This is a genomic window from Asanoa sp. NPDC050611 (assembly GCF_040654855.1).
In the GTDB taxonomy this organism is placed as follows: domain Bacteria; phylum Actinomycetota; class Actinomycetes; order Mycobacteriales; family Micromonosporaceae; genus Asanoa.
Genome location: NZ_JBFAIU010000099.1, coordinates 1 through 22792, shown reverse-complemented (window position 1 = coordinate 22792; position 22792 = coordinate 1). Strand labels below are relative to the sequence as shown.

19 protein-coding genes are annotated in these 22792 nt (G+C 72.0%); 11 read left to right on the top strand and 8 right to left on the bottom strand.

Features of this window, described 5'->3' with window-relative positions; translation table 11 throughout:
- Nucleotides 1–34: 34 nt before the first annotated feature.
- Genes AB0H87_RS17545 through AB0H87_RS17520 form a run of 6 tightly spaced genes read left to right on the top strand, consistent with a single transcriptional unit; the run spans nt 35 to nt 7115 of the window.
- Nucleotides 35–1693 carry a xanthine dehydrogenase family protein molybdopterin-binding subunit gene (locus AB0H87_RS17545; protein WP_360145958.1) on the top strand — a complete coding sequence of 553 codons (1659 nt, stop codon included), beginning with the start codon at nt 35–37 and terminating at the stop codon, nt 1691–1693.
- Between the two features lie 13 nt (nt 1694–1706).
- Nucleotides 1707–3833, top strand: a complete 2127-nt coding sequence (locus tag AB0H87_RS17540) for a xanthine dehydrogenase family protein molybdopterin-binding subunit (protein ID WP_360145945.1) — start codon at nt 1707–1709, stop codon at nt 3831–3833.
- A 47-nt stretch (nt 3834–3880) separates the two neighbouring features.
- The gene (locus AB0H87_RS17535) at nt 3881–4417 is read left to right on the top strand and encodes a PadR family transcriptional regulator (protein ID WP_360145942.1); all 537 of its coding nucleotides are present in this window, start codon (nt 3881–3883) and stop codon (nt 4415–4417) included.
- Nucleotides 4414–5115 (top strand): ABC transporter ATP-binding protein, encoded by a 702-nt coding sequence (locus tag AB0H87_RS17530; RefSeq protein WP_360145939.1) that lies wholly within the window; start codon nt 4414–4416, stop codon nt 5113–5115. The genes AB0H87_RS17535 and AB0H87_RS17530 overlap by 4 nt, the downstream gene beginning before the upstream one ends.
- A complete protein-coding gene (locus AB0H87_RS17525; protein WP_360145936.1) occupies nt 5112–6542 on the top strand; it encodes an FtsX-like permease family protein in 1431 nt (476 codons plus the stop codon). The genes AB0H87_RS17530 and AB0H87_RS17525 overlap by 4 nt, the downstream gene beginning before the upstream one ends.
- Before the next feature lie 12 nt (nt 6543–6554).
- The gene (locus tag AB0H87_RS17520; protein ID WP_360145933.1) at nt 6555–7115 is read left to right on the top strand and encodes a DUF6886 family protein; all 561 of its coding nucleotides are present in this window, start codon (nt 6555–6557) and stop codon (nt 7113–7115) included.
- On the opposite strand, the gene AB0H87_RS17515 is transcribed toward AB0H87_RS17520, so the two are convergent.
- Both AB0H87_RS17515 and AB0H87_RS17510 read right to left on the bottom strand, forming a co-directional pair.
- The gene (locus tag AB0H87_RS17515) at nt 7057–8550 is read right to left on the bottom strand and encodes an NAD(P)/FAD-dependent oxidoreductase (protein WP_360145930.1); all 1494 of its coding nucleotides are present in this window, start codon (nt 8548–8550) and stop codon (nt 7057–7059) included. The two genes, AB0H87_RS17520 and AB0H87_RS17515, sit on opposite strands and share 59 nt — an antisense overlap.
- A 98-nt stretch (nt 8551–8648) precedes the next feature.
- Complete coding sequence (locus AB0H87_RS17510) at nt 8649–9896, bottom strand: multidrug effflux MFS transporter (protein ID WP_360145927.1); 1248 nt, start codon at nt 9894–9896, stop codon at nt 8649–8651.
- Nucleotides 9897–10119: 223 nt separating this feature from the next.
- Between AB0H87_RS17510 and AB0H87_RS17505 the strand changes: the two genes are divergently transcribed.
- Entirely contained in the window at nt 10120–11592 is a 1473-nt protein-coding gene (locus tag AB0H87_RS17505; protein ID WP_360145955.1) for a M28 family metallopeptidase, read from the top strand.
- A 39-nt stretch (nt 11593–11631) separates the two neighbouring features.
- On the opposite strand, the gene AB0H87_RS17500 is transcribed toward AB0H87_RS17505, so the two are convergent.
- Nucleotides 11632–12516, bottom strand: coding sequence for a hypothetical protein (locus AB0H87_RS17500; protein ID WP_360145924.1), 885 nt, complete (start codon nt 12514–12516; stop codon nt 11632–11634).
- Nucleotides 12517–12607: 91 nt separating this feature from the next.
- Here AB0H87_RS17500 and AB0H87_RS17495 point away from each other — a divergent pair, with 91 nt between their 5' ends.
- The gene (locus AB0H87_RS17495; protein WP_360145921.1) at nt 12608–12886 is read left to right on the top strand and encodes a hypothetical protein; all 279 of its coding nucleotides are present in this window, start codon (nt 12608–12610) and stop codon (nt 12884–12886) included.
- 7 nt (nt 12887–12893) lie between these two features.
- On the opposite strand, the gene AB0H87_RS17490 is transcribed toward AB0H87_RS17495, so the two are convergent.
- From AB0H87_RS17490 to AB0H87_RS17475, 4 genes are all read right to left on the bottom strand, one after another.
- Nucleotides 12894–14282, bottom strand: a complete 1389-nt coding sequence (locus AB0H87_RS17490; protein ID WP_360145918.1) for a GH1 family beta-glucosidase — start codon at nt 14280–14282, stop codon at nt 12894–12896.
- Nucleotides 14279–15064 (bottom strand): carbohydrate ABC transporter permease, encoded by a 786-nt coding sequence (locus AB0H87_RS17485; RefSeq protein ID WP_360145951.1) that lies wholly within the window; start codon nt 15062–15064, stop codon nt 14279–14281. Before AB0H87_RS17485 ends, AB0H87_RS17490 begins: the two co-directional genes overlap by 4 nt.
- A 107-nt stretch (nt 15065–15171) precedes the next feature.
- Nucleotides 15172–16104: a sugar ABC transporter permease gene (locus AB0H87_RS17480; protein ID WP_360145915.1), complete on the bottom strand. Its 933-nt coding sequence runs from the start codon at nt 16102–16104 to the stop codon at nt 15172–15174.
- Between the two features lie 79 nt (nt 16105–16183).
- On the bottom strand, nt 16184–17419 hold the full coding sequence (locus AB0H87_RS17475; RefSeq protein WP_360145912.1) for an extracellular solute-binding protein: 1236 nt from the start codon (nt 17417–17419) through the stop codon (nt 16184–16186).
- Between the two features lie 446 nt (nt 17420–17865).
- Between AB0H87_RS17475 and AB0H87_RS17470 the strand changes: the two genes are divergently transcribed.
- From AB0H87_RS17470 to AB0H87_RS17460, 3 genes are all read left to right on the top strand, one after another.
- Nucleotides 17866–20016, top strand: a complete 2151-nt coding sequence (locus AB0H87_RS17470; RefSeq protein WP_360145909.1) for a discoidin domain-containing protein — start codon at nt 17866–17868, stop codon at nt 20014–20016.
- Nucleotides 20017–20024: 8 nt separating this feature from the next.
- A complete protein-coding gene (locus tag AB0H87_RS17465) occupies nt 20025–21290 on the top strand; it encodes a DUF1996 domain-containing protein (RefSeq protein WP_360145906.1) in 1266 nt (421 codons plus the stop codon).
- A 166-nt stretch (nt 21291–21456) separates the two neighbouring features.
- Nucleotides 21457–22509 (top strand): LacI family DNA-binding transcriptional regulator, encoded by a 1053-nt coding sequence (locus tag AB0H87_RS17460; RefSeq protein WP_360145903.1) that lies wholly within the window; start codon nt 21457–21459, stop codon nt 22507–22509.
- Here AB0H87_RS17460 and AB0H87_RS17455 read toward each other — a convergent pair.
- Nucleotides 22506–22715, bottom strand: coding sequence for a HAMP domain-containing sensor histidine kinase (locus tag AB0H87_RS17455; protein WP_360145948.1), 210 nt, complete (start codon nt 22713–22715; stop codon nt 22506–22508). The two genes, AB0H87_RS17460 and AB0H87_RS17455, sit on opposite strands and share 4 nt — an antisense overlap.
- Between the last annotated feature and the right edge of the window lie 77 nt (nt 22716–22792).

The following is a 22792-nucleotide window of genomic DNA, read 5'->3' as shown; positions in this document are numbered from 1 at the left end:
GCCGTACTGCGTGCCGAGGTGGCCCTGGCTGCCGATGCCGTCGATCGGCACGCCGGCACGCAGGAGCCCCTTGGCCATGTCGTACACGAACTGCGGCGCCGAGACCAACAGCCCGTTGGGCCTGTTCACCACGGTGGCCAGCTGGCAGCGCGGCCGGCTGGTGCTGCACGACACCACCCAGGCACCGGCGTTCATGCGCACGGCCCTGGCGGTGATGTTCGGCGTGCCCGAGGAGAACGTCCGGTTGCTGATCCCGTTCCTCGGCGGCGGCTTCGGCGCGGGGCTGCGGCTGTGGAGCCACACCGTGCTGACGGCGCTGGCCGCGCGGGTGCTGGACCGCCCGGTCAAGCTCGTGCTCAGCCGGCCGCAGATGTTCAACTCGGTCGGCCACCGGGCCGCCAGCCGGCAGCGCATCCGGCTGGGCGCGGATCCGGACGGCCGGCTGGTCGCGATCGATCACGACGCCATGGCCGCCAACGGCGTCGGGGACCATCTGCCCTCGCCCATCGTCGCCGGCACACCGACGGCGTACGCCTGCGCGAACGTCGCCACCCACGAGCATCGCGCGCACCTGAACATCCCGTACACGGGTTTCATGCGGGCGCCCGGTTCCATCGAGCAGCACTTCGCGCTGGAGTCGGCCCTCGACGAGCTGGCCGGCCGGCTCGGCATCGACCCGGTCGAGCTGCGGTTGCGCAACTACGCCGAGGTGCATCCGGTGTCCGGCAAACCGTGGTCCAGCAAGGCGCTGCGCGAGTGCATCGAGGTCGGCGCCGAGCGGTTCGGCTGGTCCGGCCGCGACCCCGCGCCCCGGTCGACGCACGACGGCGACTGGCTGCTGGGGCAGGGCATGGCCGCGGCGACCTTCGAGTTCTACGCCCTGGCCTGCACGGTGCGGCTGATCGTCGACCGCGGCGGCACCGCGACCCTGCGGTCGTCGGCGACCGACATCGGCACCGGGACCTACACGATCACCGCCCAGCTCGTGGCGGAGCTGCTCGGGATCGAGGTCGACCGGGTGCGGGTCGAGATCGGCGACACCGACCTGCCACCGGCGCCGCAGTCGGGCGGCTCCGGGCTGGCCGGCTCGCTCGCCGCCGCAGTGCAGGACGCGGCGGGTGAGCTGACCGCGCGGCTGGCCCGGCTGGACGGCCACCCGGGCGAGTCGTTCGCCTCGCTGCTCGACCGGCACGGTCTCGACGAGCTTGCGGCGACCGGGCGGTCCGACCTCGCCGCGGGCGCCGACACTGCCGACGTGGCGCCGGCCGGTGCCTTCGCCGCCGCGTTCGCCGAGGTCGGTGTGGACGAGGACCTCGGGCTGGTCCGCGTGCGCCGGCTGGTCTCGGTGATCGACGGTGGCCGCGTCCTCAACCGGAAAACCGCCCGCAGCCAGGCGATCGGCGGTGCCGTCATGGGCATCGGGATGGCGCTGCTGGAGGAGACGGCGTACGACCCGAACACCGGCCGGGTCGCCAACGGCACCTTCGGCGACTATCTGGTGCCGGTCAACGCGGACGTGCCCGACATCGACATCACCTTCGTCGGCGCCCCGGACAGCTTCAACCCGACCGGCAGCAAGGGCCTCGGCGAGATCGGCATCGTGAGCATCGCTCCGGCGATCGCCAACGCGGTGTTCCACGCGACCGGGCGTCGGGTCCGCGACCTGCCGATCACCTTGGACAAGCTCCTGTGAGGAGATGACCCGCATGACGGCGACGTTGACCGACCGCGTGCTGGGGCGGCCGCTGGACCGGATCGACGGGCGGCGCAAGGTCTCCGGCGCGGCACCGTACCCGTCGGACTTCGACCTGCCCGGCCAGGCACACGCGGCGCTGGTCTCGGCGACCGTCGGCGCCGGCCGGATCACCAGGATCGACCGGTCGGCGGCCGAGGCGGCACCGGGCGTGCTGGCGGTGATCACCTATGACAACGCGCCGGACCTCGGTGACCCGCCGCCGAACCAGCTGGGCTCGATCACCCGCTGGTCGCTGCGGGACGACCGGATCATGTACTACGGCCAGCACATCGGCATCGTCGTGGCGGACACCCGCGCCCAGGCGCTGGCGGCGGCCCGGCTCGTCAAGGTCGAGTACGCGGCCGAGGAACCGGTGCTGGACGTCGACGATTCGCGCGCCGAGGTCGAGGTCGACCCGTTCGGGCTGACCAGCAGCCGCGGCGACGTCGAGGTCGGCCTCGACACGGCCGAGGTGACCGTCGACGCCACGTACACGATCGCCCCCGAGGCCAACAGCCCGATGGGCCTGTTCACCACCGTGGCGAGCTGGCAGAGCGGGCGGCTGGTGGTGCACGACACGACCCAGTACCCGACGATGATGCGCAAGGCGCTCGCCGCCATCTTCGACGTGCCGCTCTCGGACGTACGCGTGCTGATCCCGTTCCTCGGCGGTGGTTTCGGCGCGGGCCTGCGGCTGTGGAGCCACACCGTCCTCACCGTGCTGGCCGCCCGGGTGCTCGACCGCCCGGTCAAGCTCGTGCTCAGCCGGCCGCAGATGTTCTTCTCGACCGGCCACCGGGGGTTCAGCCGGCAGCGGATGCGGCTGGGCGCGACCGGCGACGGCCGGCTGGTGGCGATGGACCAGGACGTCGTGGTGGCCAACGGCGTCGAGGACAAGCTCGCCGCCTACATCGAGTTCGGCATGCCGACGTGCTACGCCTGCGACAACGTCGCCACGCACGCCCGGGTCGCGCACCTGAACATCCCGTACACCGGCTTCATGCGCGCGCCCGGCAGCGTCGAGATGCACTTCGCGCTCGAGTCCGCGATGGACGAGCTGGCCGTGCGGCTCGGGATCGACCCGCTGCAGCTGCGGCTGCGCAACTACGCCGAGGTCAACCCGAAGAACGGCAAGCCGTGGTCGAGCAAGGCGCTGCGGGAGTGCCTGCTGACCGGCGCCGACCGGTTCGGCTGGTCCGCGCGGGACCCGGCGCCCCGCTCGATGCGCGACGGCGACTGGCTGGTCGGCTACGGGATGGCCGGCGTGTCGTTCGACTTCTACGCCGACCCGTGCGAGGTGCGGCTGACCGTCGACCGCGGCGGCAACGCGATCGTGCGCAGCGCGGCGACCGACATCGGCACCGGGACGTACACCATCACCGCACAGCTCACCGCGGAGCTGCTGGGGATCGACGTCGACCGGGTACGCGTCGAGATCGGCGACACCGACCTGCCGCCATCGCCGCAGTCCGGTGGCTCCGGGCTGGCGGGCGCGCTCGGCGCGGCCGTCAAGGACGCGGCCTCCGAGCTGACGGCCCGGTTCGCCCGCCTGGACGGCAGCCCGGGCGAGACCTTCGGCGAGCTGCTCGACCGGCACGGGATCGACGAGATCTCCGCGACCGGGAAGTCGGACCTGACCAAGGCGGCCGGGGCGTCGGACCTGGCGGTGGCCGGCGCGTTCGCGGCCCGGTTCGTCGAGGTGGGTGTCGACGAGGACCTCGGCCTGGTCCGCCTGCGCCGGCTGGTGTCCGTGGTGGACGGCGGCCGGCTCTACAACGAGAAGCTGGCCCGCAGCCAGATCATCGGCGGCACCGTGATGGGCATCGGGATGGCCCTGCTCGAGGAGACCGCGTTCGACCCGAACACCGGGCGGGTGGCCAACGGGACGTTCGGTGACTACCTCGTGCCGGTCAACGCGGACGTGCCGGACCTCGACGTGGTCTTCGTCGGCGGCCCGGACGCCTTCGCGCCCACCGGCACCAAGGGCCTCGGCGAGGTCGGCATCGTGGGCGTGGCCCCGGCGATCGCGAACGCGGTCCACCACGCCACCGGGCGCCGCCTGCGCGACCTGCCGATCACCCTGGACCAGCTCCTCTGACCCGCGGGACTTGACGCACACTATTCACTGAATGAATAGTATGCGCCATGTCGACCGCGCACGTGCTGCTCGGGCTGCTCGCCGGTGGCCGGTTGCACGGCTACGAGCTGAAGCGGTCCCACGACCAGCGGCTGCCGCTGGCCAAGCCGGTCGCCTTCGGCCAGGTCTACGCCACGCTCGGCCGGCTCCAGCGCGACGGCCTGGTGACCACGGCCGGCCAGGACCAGGAGGGTGGCCCGGAGCGCACCAGCTTCGCGATCACCGAGGCCGGGCGGACGCGGCTCGACGAGTGGCTCGCCGCGGTGGAGCCGCCGGCGCCGCACGTGACCAGCACGCTGTTCGCCAAGGTGGCGGTGGCGGTGCTGGTCGACGGCGCCGAGCGGGCCCGCGACTACCTGGTGGCGCAGCGCGCGGCGCACATGGCCCGGCTGCGCGAGCTGACCGCGGTCAAGACCGACCCGGCCAGCACGCTCGGCGACGTGGTCGCCGCCGATTTCGCGATTCTCCATCTCGACGCCGACCTGCGCTGGGTGACGAACACCCTCGAGCGCGTCGCCGACCTGCATCGGGAGGTGCACCCATGACGATCCTGCGCGCCCGGGGCGTGGTGAAGTCCTACGGGCCGACGCCCGCCCTGCGCGGCGTCACCATCGACGTCGCCGAGGGCGAGATCCTCGCCGTCACCGGCCCCAGCGGCTGCGGCAAGTCCACGCTGCTGCACTGCCTGGCCGGCATCCTGCGGCCCGACGCCGGCGAGGTGACCTACGGCGAGCACCGGCTCGACACCTGGCCGGAGCGGATGCGGGCCCGCCTGCGCCGCACCGAGTTCGGCGTGCTCTTCCAGTTCGGGCAGCTCGTCGCCGAGCTGACCGCGGCGGAGAACGTCGCACTGCCACTGCTTCTCGCCGGCACGGGGCGGCGAGAGGCGCGGACCGCGGCGGTGGCGTGGCTCGACCGGCTGGGTGTGGCCGAGCTGGCCGACACCCGGCCGGGCGAGATGTCCGGCGGCCAGCAGCAGCGCTGCGCGGTCGCCCGGGCGCTGGTCACCGAGCCGCGGGTGCTCTTCGCCGACGAGCCGACCGGCGCGCTCGACTCGCGCACCAGCGAGCAGCTCCTCGGCGAGCTGACCCGGGTGGTCCGCCGCCAGCGCACCACGGTCGTGCTGGTCACCCACGACGTGCAGGTCGCCGCGTACGCCGACCGCGAGGTGGCCCTGCGCGACGGCGAGGTCGACCCCACCGGGCTGGGCCTGACCGCGATCACCGGGAAGCACACGCGGTGAAGCTCACCACGCTGCTCCGGCTGGCCCTGGCGGGCAGCCGCACCGACGGCATCCGCGTGGTGCTCACCGCGTTCAGCGCGCTGCTGGCCACGGTCGCGATCCTGGCGGCGCTCACCGTCCTCGCGATCCCCGAGATCGGCGACAGCGTCAACAACCGCTACGTCAACCCGCTGCTCGACGAGCACGGCCTGCGCGGCGGCACGGCGCTGACGCTGGTGCTGCTCTGCATCCCGATCCTGGCGCTGGCCGGGCAGTGCGCGCGGCTCGGCGCACCGGCCCGCGACCGGCGCCTGGCCGGGTTCCGCCTGGCCGGCGCCACCCCGGGCCAGGCGACGCTGGTGGCGGTGGCCGAGACCGGCGTGGCGGCCCTGCTCGGGGTCGCCGCCGGCCTCGGCGCGTACTTCGCCGCCCGCCCGCTGCTCGACCGCCCCGACGCGGCCGGCCTGCGTCCACTCCCGACGGACGTGCTGCCCGAGCCGTGGCAGATCGCCGTCGTCGCGGTCGCATTGCCGCTGGTCGCCGCGCTCACCGCGGCGGTCATGCTGCGGCGGGTCGTGGTCGGCCCGCTCGGCGTCGTCCGCCGGGCCCGCCGCACCCGGCCGCCGCTGCCCTGGCCGGGCGCGCTGATCGTGCTCGGCCTGATCAGCTTCGCCGCCGTCATCCCCGTGCTCAGGTGGTACGACGCGCGCGCACAGCAGCCGCCCTTCGCGCTGGTCACCACGATGGGCGTGGGCGGCGCACTGGCGGCGACGGCCGGCGTCATCCTCGGCACCGGCTGGATCTCGTACGCGATGGGCGGTCTCCTCAACCGGCTCTCCCACCGGCCAGCCGCCCTGCTGGCCGCCCGCCGGCTGACGAGCGACCCGTGGCAGGGCGCGCGCACGTTCGCGGCCCTGCTCGCCTGCGTCATCGTCGGCGCCGGCGCGGCCGAGATGCGCGGCTACTTCCGGATCATGCGGGACCTCGACGTGCTCGCCGCGCGCCGGGGCGGCTACGAGCCGCAGCGCGACAGCTTCTATCTCAACTCCATGGACCTGGTCGACATCGCGATCGTGGTGGCCGTGGTGATCGCCGCCGCCGGGCTCGTCGTGGCCGTCGGCGAGGGGATCGTGAGCCGGCGCCGGGCGTACGCCGCGCTGGTCGCCTCCGGTGTGCCGCGCGCCGTGCTGGCCCGCTCGATCCTGCTGCAGGCGCTGGTGCCGATCCTGCCGTCCGTGGTGCTGGCGCTGCTCGTCGGCATGCGGCTGGTCGGCCCGCTCACCGGAGACGAGGTGGCCAACTACGGCGAGTCGGCGCCGTTCGTGCACGCCTGGGACACGCTCGCCGCGTACGGCGCCCTGGCGGTCGGCGCGGTGCTCGCCACCGTCGGCGTCGGGCTGCTGTTGCTGCGCGGGAGCACGGCGGTGGAGGAACTGCGCACCGGCTGATTGACTGGGCGGATGCGCCCGGCCGAGGCAGAGGTCCTGCACTTCTCCGAAGACCCGACGATCAGCCGGTTCCTCCCGCACGTGGCGCCGACCTCGGCGGAGGCCGAGCCGTACGTCTGGGCGGTCGGCTTCGACCGGGCGCCGGACTACTGGTTCCCGCGCGACACACCGCGGGCGATGGCCTGGGTCCGGTCCGGGACGACGGAGGCCGACCGCGAGCGGATCATCGGCGCGGGCTCCGGCAGCCGGGTGCACGCGATCGAGTACCGCGCGCTGGAGGCGATGCGGACGGTCCGCCTCTACGGCTACCGCCTGCCGGCCGCGCCGTTCCGCCCGATCGGGCACGCGCGACACGCGCTGGTGGCCACCGAGCCCGTCGAGCCGCTCGGCCCGCCGGAGCCGGTCGGCGACCTGTTCGCGCTGCACGAGGAAGCCGGCATCCAGCTCCGCGTGCTGCCCAACCTCTGGCCCTTCTGGGCCGAGGTCACGCACAGCACGCTCGGCTTCAGCGGCATCAGGCTGCGGCGCGCCGCGCCCGCAGCTCCTCCAGCAGATAGAGCCAGATCTCGCTGATCGTCGGGAAGCTCGCCACCGCGTGGCGCAGCGCGCTCGTCGGCACCTTCCCGACCACCGCGACCGTCGCCGCGTGCAACAGCTCGCTCACGCCCGGCCCGACGAACGTGGCGCCGACGAGGGTGTCACGGGCGTTGTCGACGACCAGCTTGGCCCGGCCGACGTAGTGCTGCCGGGCCAGCCGGGCACCGTCGATCCCGGCGAAGTCCCGCTCCACCACCTCCACCGGGATCTCGCGGTCGAGCGCCTCCGCCTCGGTGAGCCCGACCGAGGCCACCTCGGGGTCGCAGAACACCACCTGCGGCGCCCCGTCCTTGTCCGCGAGGTCCGTGTACGGGTTGTACGGCCGCTCGTCCAGCGGCCGCCCGGCCGCCCGCGCGGCGATCACCTCGCCCGCGATCCGCGCGTGGTACTTGCCCATGTGCGTGAGCAGCGCCCGACCGTTCAGGTCGCCGAGCACGTAGAGCCAGTCCGTGCCCGGCACCGTCATGTGGTCGTCGACCTCGACGAAGCCGCGGTCCGTGGTCTCGACCCCGACGGTCTCCAGCCCGATCTCCCTGCTGTTCGGCACCCGGCCGGTGGCGACCAGCACCTCGTCGGCCACGATCTGCTCGCCCTCGCCGACGGTCACGGTGACCTCGCCGCCGTGGCTGCGCCCGATGCCCCGGTCGTCGACCTGGTCGCGGCTGACCGCGGTGACCGGCGTGCCGGTGCGCACGGTGATCCCGTCCGCGACGAACGCCTCGTGGACGAGCTCGCCCGCGAACGGCTCCTTCATGCCGAGCAGCCGCTCGCCCGGGAACACCAGGGTCAGCTCCTCGACGCCGAGCCCGCGCAGCCAGGTCGCCGCCTCACAGGCGACCACGCCGCCGCCGATCACCACGACCCGGCGGGGCACCTCGTGCATGTTGGTGACGTCGCGGGACCGCCACGGCTTCGCCTCGGCGAGGCCGGGGATCGGCGGCACCGCGGCATCGGTACCCGGCGAGATCACGACCGCCTTCCGCGCGGTGATCTCCCGCGTACGCCCGTTGTCGCTGACCTCCACCATGCGCGGGCCGGCGAGCCGGGCGCGGCCCCTGATCACGTCGACGTCGTTGCTCAGCATGAGGTCGACGGACTGCTTGTCGTCGTGGTTGTAGGTGATCTCGTCGCGTCGGGCCAGCACGGCCTCGGCGTCGACCCGGCGGTCGTTGACCAGCTGCCGCATGCCGGGCGTGTCGACCGCGAGGTTGCGGGCCTGCACCGGCAGCAGCATCGCCTTGCTCGGCATGCACGCCCAGAACAGGCACTCCCCGCCGACCCGGTCCTGCTCGACCAGCGCGACCGACAGCCCGGCCTGGCTGCTGTAGAGGGAGATGGTCTCGCCGGGCGGCGCTCCCCCGACGACGACGACGTCCCACTCCGATCGGGCCGGGTTGATCGATCCGGTCATCGCTGCCTCCTCGGGTCCACCACCACCCAGCGAAGCACGGTGACCGGCCGCTACCGGCCGGTAATCGGGCTCCTGCGCAGTGCGCAAGGCCCCGCTGATCAGGCGACGGCGGGCACCGCCTCCGGCTCGGTGATCCGGTGCGGGCGGGCCACCAGCAGCAGCGCCGACGTCGCGGCGACCATGCCACCGGCGACCACGACCGCCATCGCGACACTGTCGTTGCCGAGCACGCCGACGAAGGGCGCCGCGATCGCGCCCGTGCCGAACTGCACCGCGCCGAGCAGCGCCGCCGCGGTGCCCGCGGCCTCGCCGTGCCGGGTCATCGCGACCGCCGACGCGTTCGGCATCGCCAGGCCGCCGGCGAACAGCACCAGCCAGAGCGCGGCCAGCAGCGTCGCCAGGCCGCCGAAGCCGGTGGCCGCGAACGCGACCAGCAGGGCGCCCGCCGCGGTGCCGCCGCCGAGCGCGGCGACCAGCACCCGCTGCGGCGTGTAGCGGCGGAGCAGCCGGACGTTGAGCTGGGTGGCCGCGATCAGCCCGACCGCGCCGGCACCGAACGCGATGCCGAACTGGCGCTCGTCGAGGCCGTACTGGTCCTGGAAGACGAACGACGAACCGGCGACGTACGAGAACACGGCCGCCATCGCGAACCCGGCGACCAGCACCATGCCGACGAACACCCGGTCGGTCAGCAGGCCGCCGTAGGTGCGGACCGTGTCGACCACACCGCCGCTGCGGCGCCGTTCCACCGGCAGCGTCTCCCGCAGCGCGACCAGTGCGGTCAGCGTGAGCAGCACGCCGACGACGCCGAGCACGACGAAGACGCCGCGCCAGTTGGTCGCCTCGAGCACCGCGCTGCCGACCGTCGGGGCGAGGATCGGCGCGAGCCCCATCACCAGCATCAGCCGGGAGAACAGCCGGGCGAACGCGGTGCCGCTGAACAGGTCGCGGACCACCGCCATCGCGACGACCGTGGCCGCGGCGACGCCGAGCCCCTGGATCACCCGCAGCACGCCGAGCACCGCGATCGACGGCGCGACCACGCACAGCGCCGAGGCCACCACGTGCAGGGCGAGGCCGGCCAGCAGCGGGCGGCGGCGGCCGTAGGCGTCGGCGACCGGGCCGATCACGAGCTGCCCCAGCGCCAGGCCGACCAGCGTGCCGGTCAGCGTGAGCTGCACGGCGGTCGACGTCGTTTCGAGGTCGGCGGTCAGCGCCGGCAGCGCGGGCAGGTACATGTCGATGGTCAGCGGGCCGACGGCGATCAGCGAGCCGAGCACCACCACGAGGCGGACGCGTTGGCGCAAGGTCATCAGCTCGCCGGGGAGCACGGGGGACTCGATCACACCACCGGCAAATCCGTGGGCGGACCAGCCATTCCCGGGATCGGTGGTGTTTCAGCTCACAGGTCACTTTCGGCGTACGCGGCAAAGAAGGTCGTCGATGTCTTGTACCGGTGACGGCGCGTCGCGACCATACCCGCGGCACATGCCCGTTCACCCACAAGGGAGCGACATGCGGATTTCCCGAACCATCCCGATCCTGCTGACCGCCGCCGTAGCCGTCGCCATGACCGCCACGACGGGTGCGAGTCCGGCGGCCGCGGCCGTGCCCGGGCCCAACATCCCGCTGGCCAACGTCAAGGCGCACCTGACACAGCTGCAGAGCATCGCCACCGCCAACGGCGGCAACCGGGCGCACGGCCAGCCGGGCTACCTGGCCTCGATCAACTACGTGCGCGGCCGGCTCGACGCGGTCGGCTACACCACCGCCGTGCAGTCGTTCAGCTACGGCGGGGCCACCGGCTACAACCTCATCGCCGACTGGCCGGGCGGCGACACCACCAACACCGTGATGGTCGGCGGGCACCTCGACAGCGTGACCGCGGGCCCCGGCATCAACGACAACGGCTCCGGCTCGGCGGCGATCCTGGAGGTCGCGCTCGAGGTCGCCCGGCAGGGTGTCACCCCGACCCGGCACCTGCGGTTCGCCTGGTGGGGCGCCGAGGAACGCGGGCTGATCGGCTCCGACTTCTACGTGGACAGCCTGAGCGCGACCGCTCGGGCCAACATCGAGGCGTACTACAACTTCGACATGGTCGGCTCCCCCAACGCCGGCTACTTCGTCTACGACGGCGACAACTCCGACGGCACCGGCGCCGGGCCGGGCCCCGCCGGCTCCGCGGCACTGGAGGCCACGCTGATCGCGTACTTCTCGAGCATCGGCGTCGCGACCGAGGGCACCGACTTCGACGGGCGCAGCGACTACGGCCCGTTCATCGCGGCCGGCATCCCCGCCGGCGGCACGTTCACCGGCGCCGAGCAGCGCAAGACGGCCGCCCAGGCGACGAAGTGGGGCGGCACCTCCGGCACCGCGTTCGACGTCTGCTACCACCGGGCCTGCGACACCACCTCGAACATCGACGACACGGCGCTCGACCGCAACGCCGACGCGATCGCGTACGCCGTCTGGAACGTCGCGGTCAGCCCGCCCGCGCCGCCGGCCGCGGTCTACAGCGACACGTTCGAGACGGCGACGGGCTGGACGACCAACCCGGCCGGCACCGACACCGCGACCCTCGGCCAGTGGGAGCGCGGCGACCCGGCGGCCACCACGTCCAGCGGTGCCAAGCAGCTGGGCACCACGGTCAGCGGCACGAACGACCTGGTCACCGGCCGGCTGGCCGGGGCCGCCGCGGGCGACCACGACGTCGACGGCGGCACCACGACCATCCAGTCGCCGGCGATCACGCTGCCCGCGAGCGGCCCGCTGACGCTGTCGTTCTCCTGGTACCTGGCGCACGGCAGCAACTCCAGCAGCGCCGACTCGTTCTCGGCGGCGGTCGTGCACAGCGGCGGCACGACCACGCTGTTCACCCAGGCGGGCGCGGCGAGCAACCGCAACGGCGCCTGGGCCACCCGGACGGCGAGCCTGACGCCGTACGCCGGTCAGTCGGTCCGGATCGTGTTCCGGGCGGTCGACGCGAGCACCGCGAGCCTGGTCGAGGCCGGCGTCGACGACGTGCGCATCACCCAGGGCTGACGCCGTGCGGCCCGCCGGCGCACCGGCCGGCGGGCCGCCTCAGCGCGGCACCGCCGCGACCTTGATGTCGCGCCGGTCGCTGTAGGCGACGTGCCTGCCGTCGGGCGCGAACGTCGGCTGGTGGAAGCCCTTCTCCGACGAGCGCAGCTCCCGCGCCTCGCCGTCGCGCAGGTCGACCAGGAGGAGCCGCGAGCGACCGAACCGGGTGGCGGTCACGGCGGCCAGCTCCTCGTCCGGCGACAGGTCGAGGTCGGGCAGCCCTTCGAAGGTCGGCCCGATGCCCTTGAACGGCACACCGGAGAAACCAGCCAGGTGTACGGACCAGCGCCGGGTGTCCGCGTCGGACGCGTCCCGGGTGGCGGTGAAGACCAGCCCGCCCCAGCGGGTCAGCACCGGGGACCGCGCCGAGGCGCCGGCCGCGCAGGTCAACTCCGGCAGCGTCGGCGCGAGGTCGCCGCGCGGCAGGCCGATCGTGGACAGCGACCAGCACCGGTCGTCGACACCCGCGCTGTAGCCGCCGGACAGGTCGGCGCGCAGCGTCACCTGGGCCACCCGCGCCGGCAGGTCGACCAGCCGCTCGAACGTGCGCGGGCCGGGGTCGAAGGCGAGCAGCCGGGTCGCGGCGCAGTCCAGCGCGACGCCGAGCCGGCCGTCGGCCATCCGGAACAGCTCGCCCATCGCGCCGCAGGGATCGGGAAGGTCCTCGGCCGACGCCACGTAGCGCTCCCGGTCGCCGTCGGCCGCGCCGCGGGCCCACAGCTCCGGCGGATCGGCGGCCCGCTGGCGGAGGAAGTAGATCGCGTCGTCGGCCAGCCAGACCGGTGAGGTGCGCAGCACGTGCTCGGTGCGCTGCACGGCGCAGCCGCCCAGCGCGATCACGAGCCACGCCACCAGCAGGCCCGCCGCAGGCTTCCCTCGGTTCACTCCGGCCCCAAGTCTCGTCGCGACGAGGGACGACAGTACCGTCCCGTCGCGGTCCGGCATATCGGGGCCGCGCCCGGGTATGTGCGCACGCATGACGGATGAACAGCCCTTGGAAGAGTCCGCGGAGGTCGCGGACGCCGTGGACGACGAGACCGCGATCTCCGAGTTCGAGACCGGCGGCGAGCCGGACGCCGACAACCCGGTGTTCCGGGAGCCGGGCTGGCAGCCCCGCACCGGCGCGGAGCAACCCTGGGACCCGGAGGACCTCGCCGAGGCCGAGGGCAAGGACCCCACACCCGAGAACGTCGCCCGCGCGAAGGCGGAACTGGACGAGGACGGCCCGGCCGCGATCGACCGGACCGTCCCCTGAGCGGGTCTCACACCGCGTTGCGGCGGATCACCTCGCGGAACCAGAGCGCGCTGTCCTTGGGGACCCGCGCCTGGGTGGCGTAGTCGACGTAGACCAGGCCGAAGCGCTTGTCGTAGCCGTACGCCCACTCGAAGTTGTCGAGCAGTGACCAGGCGAGGTAGCCGCGCATGTCGGCTCCCCGGCGGATCGCGTCGTGCACCGCGCGCACGTGGCCGTCGAAGTACTCGATCCGGGCCGCGTCGGCCACCCGGCCGTCGACCAGGGTGTCCACGTAGGACGCGCCGTTCTCGGTGACGATCAGCGGCGTGCCGGGGTAGTCCTGCGAGAGCCGGACCAGCAGGTCGCCCAGGCCCGTCGGGTCCACCGGCCAGTCCATCGCGGTTACCGGGGTCTGCTGGTCGGGATAGATGACACCTTCGCTGCCCGGATAGCACGGGTTCGGCGGCGCGCCGACCTGGGCGGCTACCAGTGACGGCTGGTAGTAGTTGACGCCAAGCAGGTCGATCGGCGCCGCGATGGTGGCCAGGTCGCCCTCGTGGATGACCCCGGCCGCCCCGAACCGCTCGAACAGTGCCCGCATGTCGTCCGGGTAGCCGCCGCCCTTCAGCGGCGCGTCCAGGAAGATCCGGTTCTGCAGACCGTCGATCAGCTCGGCCGCCGCGACGTCGTGCCGGTCGGTCGGGTCCCGCGGCGTCACGCGGGTCAGGTTGAGCGTCAGCGCCACCTCCCGCGCGCCCCCGGCCCGCAGCGCCTCGACGCCCAGGCCGTGCGCGAGCAGCAGGTGGTGCGTCGCCTCGAACGCCGAGCGCGGATCCCGCTTGCCGGGCGCGTGCGCACCGCTGGCGTAGCCCAGGAACGCCGAGCACCACGGCTCGTTGAGCGTGGTCCAGGTGCCGACCCGGTCGCCGAGCCGGGCCACCGTGCCGGCGGCCAGTTCGGCGAAGTAGTGCGCGGTGTCCCGGTTGGTCCAGCCGCCCCGGTCCTCCAGCACCTGCGGCAGGTCCCAGTGGTAGAGCGTGACCATGGGCTCGATGCCGGCGGCCAGCAGCGCGTCCACGAGCCTGTCGTAGAAGTCCAGGCCGCGCGGGTTGACCGGGCCGCTGCCGTCCGGCTTGATCCGCGGCCAGGCGACCGAGAACCGGTACGTGCCCAGGCCCAGCTCCGCCATCAGCGCGACGTCGTCGGCGAACCGGTGGTAGTGGTCGCAGGCCACGTCCCCGCTGTGTCCGGCGTCGACCTTTCCGGGCGTACGCGCGAACGTGTCCCAGATGGACGGTGACCGCCCGTCGGCCTGCGCCGCACCCTCGATCTGGTAGGCCGCGGTGGCCGCGCCCCACCGGAACCCGTCGGGGAACCGCAGCAGATGGGCGTCGGTGGCTTCCTCGACGATGGTCATCCCTTGACGGCTCCTTGCATGATGCCTCCGATGATCTGTTTGCCGAGCGCGACGAAGACGACGAGCAGCGGCAGGATCGCGATCAGCGCGCCGGTCAGCGCCAGCGAGTAGTCCGTGATCCGGCCGGCCGACAGCGTGGAGAGCACCACCTGGACCGTCGGGTCCTCCGGCGTCAGCACGACCAGCGGCCAGAAGAAGTCGTTCCACGCGGTGAGGAACGTCAGCATGCCGAGCACCGCGGCCGCCGGCCGCGCGGCTGGCAGCACCACGTGCCAGAACAGCCGGATCGTCGAGCAGCCGTCGACGCGGCCGGCCTCCAGCAGCTCGGTGGGCACGGCCTCGGACAGGTACTGCGTCATGAAGAAGACGCCGAAGCCGTTGACCATCGCCGGCACGATGACCGCGTAGATCGTGCCTGTCCACTCGATCTTCGCCATCAGCATGTAGAGCGGGATGATGCCGAGCGTGGTCGGAACCATCATCGTCGCGACGATGCTCAGCAGCAGGACGTTGCGGCCCCGGAAGCGCAGCTTCGCGAACGCGAAGCCGGCCAGCGTGGAGAAGAGCACCACGCTCACCGTGATCGCGCCGGCCACCAGGAACGAGTTGATCAGCGCCTTCTCGAACGGGACCATCGTGAACGCCCGCTTGAGGTTGAACCACAGGTTTCCGCCCAGCAGGACCGGCGGAGGAATCTTGCCCAGGGCGCTGTTGTCCTGTGAGGCGACGACCACCGACCAGTAGAGCGGGAAGAACGAGAAGAAGGCGATCGCGGTCAGCATCAGGTAGGTGAGCTTGCCGGGTCGGCGGCGCAGCGCGCGGCGCATCCGGCGGCGGGCCGTCGGCGGTGGGCTGACGTGCCGGGGCGGTGGGGCGAGGGTAGTTGCCATCAGCTCCTCCGAAGCCGGCTGATAATCCCGAAGTTGATCGCCGCTACGATGACGATGATCAGGAACATGACCCACGAGCTCGCCGACGCGTAGCCGAAGTCGAACCGGCCGAAAGCGACCTCGTAGAGGTAGAGCGCGAGGGTCTGGAACTGGCGGTCGGAGCCGCCGGTCAGCCCGTTGCCGCCGAACAGCAGCGGCTCGGCGAGCACCTGCATGCCGCCGATCGACGAGATGATGACCGTGAAGATGATCGTCGGCCGGATCGCCGGCACGGTGATCTTGCGGAGCTGCTGGAAGCTGGTCGCCCCGTCGAGCGACGCCGAGTCGTAGAGCTCCTTGGGCACCGCCTGCATCGCGGCCAGGTAGATCAGCGCGTTGTAGCCGGTCCACCGCCAAATGATCATCGTGGCCACGGCGACGTGCGAGCTCCAGGTGTTGGCAGTCCAGTCGATCTTGTCGATGCCGAAGAGGCCGAGCACCCAGTTGAAGAGACCGTAGTCGCGGCCGAACAGCTGGCTGAAGATGATCGCCACGGCGGCCACGCTGGTGATGTTCGGGATCAATGCGCTCATCCGCCAGAACGTCTGCCCCCGCAGCCGCTGGTTCAGGATGTGTGCCAGCACGAGCGCCAGCACCAGCTGCGGCACGGTGGAGATCACCCAGATCGACACCGTGTTCCAGAGCGCGTTCCAGAACGCCGGGTCGTCGAAGAGCTTGGTGTAGTTGCCGAAGCCGATCCACGTGTGCTCTTCGGACAGCAGGCTCCACTCGTGCAGCGACACCCAGGCGGTGAAGATCAGCGGGAAGACGCCGAACCCCAGGAAGAGGATGAAGAACGGCGCGATGTACAGGTAGGGCGAGCCCTTGACGTCGAGGCGGTGCAGCAGGCCGCGGCGTGGCCCCACCCGCTCCTCCGTCGCCAACTGGGTCATCCCCGTCACCTCCGGTTCTCGGTGCGCGCCGTGGTCCCGGCGCGTGCAGCGCACCGGGACCAGGCGAGCGGGGATCTGGTTAGAGGAGCGCCTTGACGTCGGTCAGGACCTGCTGCCAGGACTGGTCAGGGTTCTGCTTGCCCTGCTCGATCCGGGTGAGGCCGTTGATGATCTGGGTGTTGATGTCGCCGGCCTTCGGGCCGAGATACTGCGGCTTCATGGTCGACACCGACTTGGAGAAGATCTGGCCGACCGGTGCGTTGTTGAAGTACGGGTTCACGAAGTCCTTGATCACCGCGTCCTCGTAGAGGGTCACGGTCGACGGGAAGTTGCCGTACTTCTGGAAGACCTTGGCCTGCTGCTCCGGCGCGGTCAGCCACTTGGCCAGCTCGTACGCCTGCTTCTGGTGCTTGCTCTGCTTGGGCACGGTCAGCCAGGAGCCGCCCCAGTTGCCGCCACCACCGGGAACGTCGGCGATGTCCCACTTGCCCGAGGCGTCCTTGGCCTGGGTCTGGATGTAGGCCATCATCCACGAGGGGCAGCCGAGCGTCGCGAACGTGCCCTTGGCGAAGCCCGCGTTCCAGGCCGGGGTCCACGCCTCGGCGCGGGCCGACAGGCCTGAGGTCACGGCCAGCGCGGAGAGGTCGAACGCCTTCTTCACCTCGGGGTTGCTGTCGACCACGACGTTGTCGCCGTCGTAGAGGCCGATCGGCGCCTGGCCGAGGATCGACCGGTACATGACGGTCGGGCCGTCGAAGAAGTGGGCGCCCGGCACCTTGGCCGCCTCGAACTTCTTGCCGGTCTCGATGTACTGGTCCCAGGTGGGCCAGAGCTTCGAGACCTCGGCGCGGTCGGTGGGCAGGCCGGCCTTCTTGAACAGGTCGACGCGGTAGCACATGGCCATGCCGCCGACGTCGGTGCCGAGGCCGATGGTCTTGCCGTCCTTGGACGTCGCGACGTTCCACTTCCACTCGGGCCACTGCGACTTGATGTCGCCGGCGCCGAGCTCGTTCAGGTCGACGAACTTGGACGCGTTGGCGGTGAACTGGCCGATCCAGCCCTCTTCCAGCGCCTCGATGTCGGCGGCGCCGGTGTTGGTGGCCAGGTGGGCGGCCAGGTTCTTGTGGTGGTCCTCGGTCTTGGTGATCCGCTCAGTGATCTTCACGTTGGGGTGGAGCTTCTGGTACTCCTCGTAGAGCTCCTTGTATCCGAACTCGCCGAACGTGGCGATCGTCAGACTGACCGGACCGTCGTCGGCAGCTTGGTCGTCGCCGTCGCCGTTACCGCAAGCTGCCACCGCAAGGGCGACAGCCATGATCGGAACGACCGCGGTGAACCTGCGCATGGACTCCTCCAGGCGATCGGTGGGCAGGGCTTGGAGAGCGCTCTCCACGGCAGGTGTCACGGTTGGCGGCCACGCGATGGATCTGAGTCTGGGACGTGGTGTGGTGGTGCGGGTGCGGGTCGCCGGATGAGAGAGAGCGCTCTCACTTGGGACTCGACCATCGAGGAACGTGAGCGCCATGTCAAGGATCCGTTGCGGTTTCGTTACATGCTGCAAGACCCGGTTCGGAGAGCGCTTCCCCTACCGTGCCGGCGCCGCCGCATCGAGTCAAGCGATCGAGAGTCGCGAATCAGCCCAGGTTCGCCGCCATGCGCCATCGACGTTCGTCAGCCATTGACACGCTTGGAGCGACCCGTCAGAGTGTCCGGCCAAGAGAGCGCTTTCTTTACGTCCCGTCCCACGTAAAGGAGATCTACATGAGCTGGGTCCTGCCCGGCCGACGATGGCGCCTGGCCACGCTCGGCGCCGCCGTGCTCGCACTGCTGGCCGGATTCCTCGTGGTCACCGGGGTGACCGCGGCGGCCGCCGATCCCCTGATCTCGCAAGGTCGTCCCGCGACCGCCTCCTCGACCGAGAACGCCGGCACCCCGGCGTCCGCCGCGTTCGACGGCAACACCGGCACGCGCTGGTCCAGCGCGTTCAGCGTGCCGCAGTGGGTGCAGGTCGACCTCGGCACCACCGCCACGATCAGCCGGGTCGTGCTCAACTGGGAGGCCGCGTACGCGACCGCGTTCACGGTGCAGACCTCCGCCAACGGCTCGACCTGGACCACCGTCCACACGACCACCAACGGCACGGGCGGCGTGCAGGACCTCACGGTCAGCGGCAGCGGCCGCTACGTGCGGGTCAACGCCACCGCCAAGGCCACCGGGTACGGGGTCTCCCTCTGGGAGTTCCAGGTGTACGGCAGCACCGGCGCGACCGGCGGCTGCGGCACCGCGAACGCCGCGCAGGGCCGGCCCGCCACCGCCTCGTCGACACAGAGCGCGACGTTCCCGGCCGGCGCCGCGGTCGACGGCAACACCGGCACCCGCTGGTCGAGCGCCGCCACGGACCCGCAGTGGCTGTCGGTCGACCTCGGCTCGACCCAGTCGATCTGCGGGGTCACGCTGCAGTGGGAGGCCGCCTACGGGCGGGCGTTCCAGGTGCAGACCTCGACCGACGGCAGCACGTGGACGTCGATCTACTCGACGACCACCGGCACCGGCGGCACGCAGGCGCTGACGGTCAGCGGCTCCGGCCGCTACGTGCGGGTCTACGGCACCGCGCGGGGCACCGCCTGGGGCTACTCGCTCTGGGAGTTCCAGGTTCGTACCGGTAGTGGCGGACCGACCAACCCGCCCACCGACCCGCCGCCGACCGACCCGCCACCCGGGGGCGACGTGCGGCTGCTGTCGTACAACAAGCCCGCGGTCGCCAGCACCAGCCAGAACGACGGCGCCTGCTTCGAGTGCACCCCGGCGCGGGCGTTCGACAACGACCCGGCCAGCCGCTGGGCCACCGCGGCGAACACCGGCTGGGTCGACCCGGGCTGGATCTACGTGGACCTCGGCGCCACGGCCGGCATCACCCAGGTGGTGCTGCAGTGGGACCCGGCGTTCGCGCGGGCGTACCAGATCCAGGTCTCGCCGAACGCCAGCACCTGGACGACCATCTACTCGACCACCACCGGCGCCGGGTTCAAGGAGACGCTCAACGTCACCGGCACCGGTCGCTACGTGCGGATGTACGGCACCGCGCGGTCCAGCACCTACGGCTACTCGCTCTGGGAGTTCAAGGTGTACGGCACCGGCGGCAACCCGACCACCCCGCCCGCGATGCCGCCGGACCCGACGTTCCCCGCCAACCGTCTGGTGTGGAGCGACGAGTTCAACGGCCCGGCCGGCAGCAAGCCCGACGCCGCGAAGTGGACGATCGACCCGGGCACCGGGCAGAACAACGAGATCCAGTACTACACGAACAACAACAACGCCAACATGGACGGTGCGGGCTCGCTCGTCATCGAGGCCCGCCGGGAGACCGCCGGCGGCCGCGACTACACCTCGCACCGGATGAACACCGGCAACAAGTTCCACGTCCAGTACGGCCGCATCGAGGCCAGGATCAAGGTGCCCAAGGGCAACGGCCTGTGGCCGGCGTTCTGGATGATGGGCGCCGACTTCCTCACCGGACGCCCGTGGCCGTACAACGGCGAGATCGACATCATGGAGGTCCTCGGCCGCAACACGCTCGAGGGCTACTCGACCCTGCACGCGCCCGCCTACAACGGCGGCGCGGGCTACGGGCAGCGCTACACCGCGCCCGGCGGCGTCGACCTGGCCAACGACTACCACGTCTGGGCGGTCGAGTGGGACAGCAAGGGCATGACCTTCAAGCTCGACGGCACCACGGTCTTCGTGGCCAGCAAGGCGACCGTCGAGGCGACCCGCGGACCGTGGGTCTTCGACCACCCCTTCTACGTGATCCTCAACCTCGCGGTGGGCGGCGACTTCCCTGGTCCCGTCGACGGCACGACCCCGTTCCCGTCCCGGATGCTCGTCGACTACGTCCGGGTCTACCAGAACTAGGAGTTGCCATGCGAAGAACAGGAAGCTTCGCCGCCGTGCTGGTGCTCTTGCTCGGTGGCTACCTGGTGGCCGCCGCGGGCGACGCCGTCGCGGCCGACCCGCTCATCTCACAGGGTCGCGCGGCGAGCGCGTCCTCGACCGAGAACGGTGGCACGCCCGCCGCCAACGCGGTCGACGGCAACAACGGCACCCGCTGGGCGAGCGCGTTCAGCGACCCGCAGTGGCTGCAGGTCGACCTCGGTGCCAGTGCCACGATCAGCCGGGTGGTGCTGCGCTGGGAGGCGGCCTACGCGACCGCGTACACCATTCAGACATCGGCCACCGGCAGCAGCTGGACGACCGTCTACAGCACCACGACCGCGACCGGCGGCAACCAGGACCTCACGGTCTCGGGCAGCGGCCGCTACGTGCGGGTCAACACCACCCGACGGGCCACCCAGTGGGGTGTCTCGCTCTGGGAGTTCCAGGTGTACGGCGTCGGCGGCTCGGCACCGCCACCGCCGCCCACGGGACCGATCGTGCGGGTGTCCGAGTTCCTCGCGGACTGCCCGTTCTCGCACCGGCTCCCGGACGACCCGATCATCTACCCGGGGCTGCCGGGCGCCTCGCACATGCACAGCTTCTTCGGCGCCCGCAACGTCAACGCCTACACCAACCTCGGCGACCTGCAGGCCGGCACCAGCAACTGCAACCCGAGCATCGACCTCTCGTCCTACTGGGTGCCCACGCTCTACTGGGACAACCAGCCGGTCGAGCCGGTCACGGGCGTCTTCTACTACCTCGGTGAGGGCGTGCGGGCCGACGTGACCGCCCGCATCCAGTCGCTGCCGCTGGGCCTGCGGATCGTCGCCGGCAACGCGCAGGCGACCGCGCCGGACTCGACCACCATCTCCCGGTGGTCGTGCCTGCACCACAACGAGGTCGGCGCCGGCAAGGACTTCGTCACCTGTCCGGCGGGCAGCATGCTGGAGTCCTATCTGGACTTCCCGCAGTGCTGGAACGGCCGCGACCTGGACTCGCCGAACCACAAGAGCCACATGGCGTACCCGGTCAACGGCGACTGCCCGAGCACCCACCCGGTGCCCGTGCCGAAGCTGCGGCAGGTGCTGCGCTACCCGGTCAACGGTGACCCGGCCCGGATCCGGCTCGCCTCGGGTCGCGGGTTCACCATGCACGGCGACTTCTTCAACGCCTGGCCCGAGGCGGAGATGGAGCGCCGGGTACGGGACTGCATCCGGCCCATCATCAAGTGCGGCGTCAACGGCACGCCGTGACCCGAACCGAGATGGAGCTTCGCGTGCGCGACCGGATCCGAGCAGTCAACTGGTCCGGCGGCGACACGTGACGCGCATCCACCGGCCCCGCCGGCCCGAGACCGGGTCGGCGGGGTCCGCCATCGCCGGAAGTTCCGGAAATACTTCCGGTGCTATAACTGGTCCCGTGACATCCCGCCCCGTCGATTCAGACCGACCGCCGACGCTGGACGAGGTGGCGGTCGCGGCCGGGGTGTCCCGGGCCACCGTCTCCCGGGTGATCAACGACGTGCCGACCGTCGACCCGCGGATGCGGGCCGCGGTCGAGCGCGCCATCCAGGAGACCGGATACGTGCCCAACCTGGCCGCGCGCTCCCTCGTCACCCGGCGGACCGACTCGGTCGCCCTGGTGATCAGCGAGCCGCCGAACCACCAGGAGTACGCGGCCACGTTCCTCAACCGGGTCTTCACCGACCCCTACTTCGGCCGGATCACCGCGGGCGCGCAGGAGGTGCTCCGCCCCGAGGGCATCCACCTCGTGATCATCCCGGCCGACCCGCCGGCCCGCGACCAGGTGCTGCGCTACCTGCGCCAGGGCCACGTCGACGGGGTCCTGCTGATCTCCAGCCACGCCGCGGACCCCTTCCCGGCCCAGCTCGCCGAGATGCGCGTCGCCACGGTGCTCTCCGCCCGGCCGGGGCGCCCGGTGCCGCTCAGCTACGTCGACGTCGACCAGCCGACCGGCGTACGGATGGCCGCGGAGCACCTGATCGCCCGCGGCCGGCGGCGGCTCGCCACGATCGCCGGCCCCCAGGACATGCCCGCGGGGCAGGACCGGCTCTCCACGTTCCGCGACGCACTCGCCCGCAACGGCCTGCCGTCGCCGCCGGTTATCGAGGGCGACTTCACCCGGGCCAGCGGCGAGGCGGCCGCCCGGGCCCTGCTCGACGCCCACCCGGACCTCGACGGCCTGTTCGTCGCCAACGACCTGATGGCCGAGGGCGCCGTGCGGACGCTGCAGGAGGCGGGACGGGACGTGCCCGGCGACATCTCGGTGGTCGGCTTCGACGACAGCAGCGCCGCGCTCGAGGCCCGGCCGCAGCTGACCACCATCCGCCAGCCGGTCGAGGAGATGGCCGGCGAGATGGCCCGCCTTCTGCTCGCCGGCCTCCGCGAGCCCGGCCGCTCACCGCGTACGGTGATCTTCAGCCCGACCCTGGTGGTGCGGGAGTCGTCCTAGATCGGGGGATGGTCGGGCGGGGGCCCGTCGGCGTTCGGCAGGGGCAGCCAGAGCACGAACGTGCTGCCGCGGCCGGGGGTCGAGTGCACCGCCACCTGGCCGCCGTGCGACTCGACGATCTGGCGCACGATCGCGAGGCCGAGCCCGGTGCGCCGGTCCCGCCCGCCGTCCGGCTTGCGCCAGAACCGGTCGTCTCCGAGTTCCAGGTGATCGGCACGCCGGCACCGAACCCCGACCTGACCGTCAGCGCGATCTCCGCGTCGCCGGCCAGCCCGATCGAGAC

What these genes read in the sequence shown, in the direction of transcription:
- AB0H87_RS17545 (WP_360145958.1), top strand. Translation starts at nt 35, where the DNA reads ATGCCGTCGATCGGCACGCCGGCACGCAGGAGCCCCTTGGCCATGTCG.
- AB0H87_RS17530 (WP_360145939.1), top strand. Translation starts at nt 4,414, where the DNA reads ATGACGATCCTGCGCGCCCGGGGCGTGGTGAAGTCCTACGGGCCGACG.
- AB0H87_RS17540 (WP_360145945.1), top strand. Translation starts at nt 1,707, where the DNA reads ATGACGGCGACGTTGACCGACCGCGTGCTGGGGCGGCCGCTGGACCGG.
- AB0H87_RS17465 (WP_360145906.1), top strand. Translation starts at nt 20,025, where the DNA reads ATGCGAAGAACAGGAAGCTTCGCCGCCGTGCTGGTGCTCTTGCTCGGT.
- AB0H87_RS17505 (WP_360145955.1), top strand. Translation starts at nt 10,120, where the DNA reads ATGACCGCCACGACGGGTGCGAGTCCGGCGGCCGCGGCCGTGCCCGGG.
- AB0H87_RS17485 (WP_360145951.1), bottom strand. Translation starts at nt 15,064, where the DNA reads ATGCTGACCGCGATCGCCTTCTTCTCGTTCTTCCCGCTCTACTGGTCG.
- AB0H87_RS17515 (WP_360145930.1), bottom strand. Translation starts at nt 8,550, where the DNA reads ATGACCGGATCGATCAACCCGGCCCGATCGGAGTGGGACGTCGTCGTC.
- AB0H87_RS17490 (WP_360145918.1), bottom strand. Translation starts at nt 14,282, where the DNA reads ATGACCATCGTCGAGGAAGCCACCGACGCCCATCTGCTGCGGTTCCCC.
- AB0H87_RS17495 (WP_360145921.1), top strand. Translation starts at nt 12,608, where the DNA reads ATGACGGATGAACAGCCCTTGGAAGAGTCCGCGGAGGTCGCGGACGCC.
- AB0H87_RS17535 (WP_360145942.1), top strand. Translation starts at nt 3,881, where the DNA reads ATGTCGACCGCGCACGTGCTGCTCGGGCTGCTCGCCGGTGGCCGGTTG.
- AB0H87_RS17470 (WP_360145909.1), top strand. Translation starts at nt 17,866, where the DNA reads ATGAGCTGGGTCCTGCCCGGCCGACGATGGCGCCTGGCCACGCTCGGC.
- AB0H87_RS17480 (WP_360145915.1), bottom strand. Translation starts at nt 16,104, where the DNA reads ATGACCCAGTTGGCGACGGAGGAGCGGGTGGGGCCACGCCGCGGCCTG.
- AB0H87_RS17520 (WP_360145933.1), top strand. Translation starts at nt 6,555, where the DNA reads ATGCGCCCGGCCGAGGCAGAGGTCCTGCACTTCTCCGAAGACCCGACG.
- AB0H87_RS17475 (WP_360145912.1), bottom strand. Translation starts at nt 17,419, where the DNA reads ATGGCTGTCGCCCTTGCGGTGGCAGCTTGCGGTAACGGCGACGGCGAC.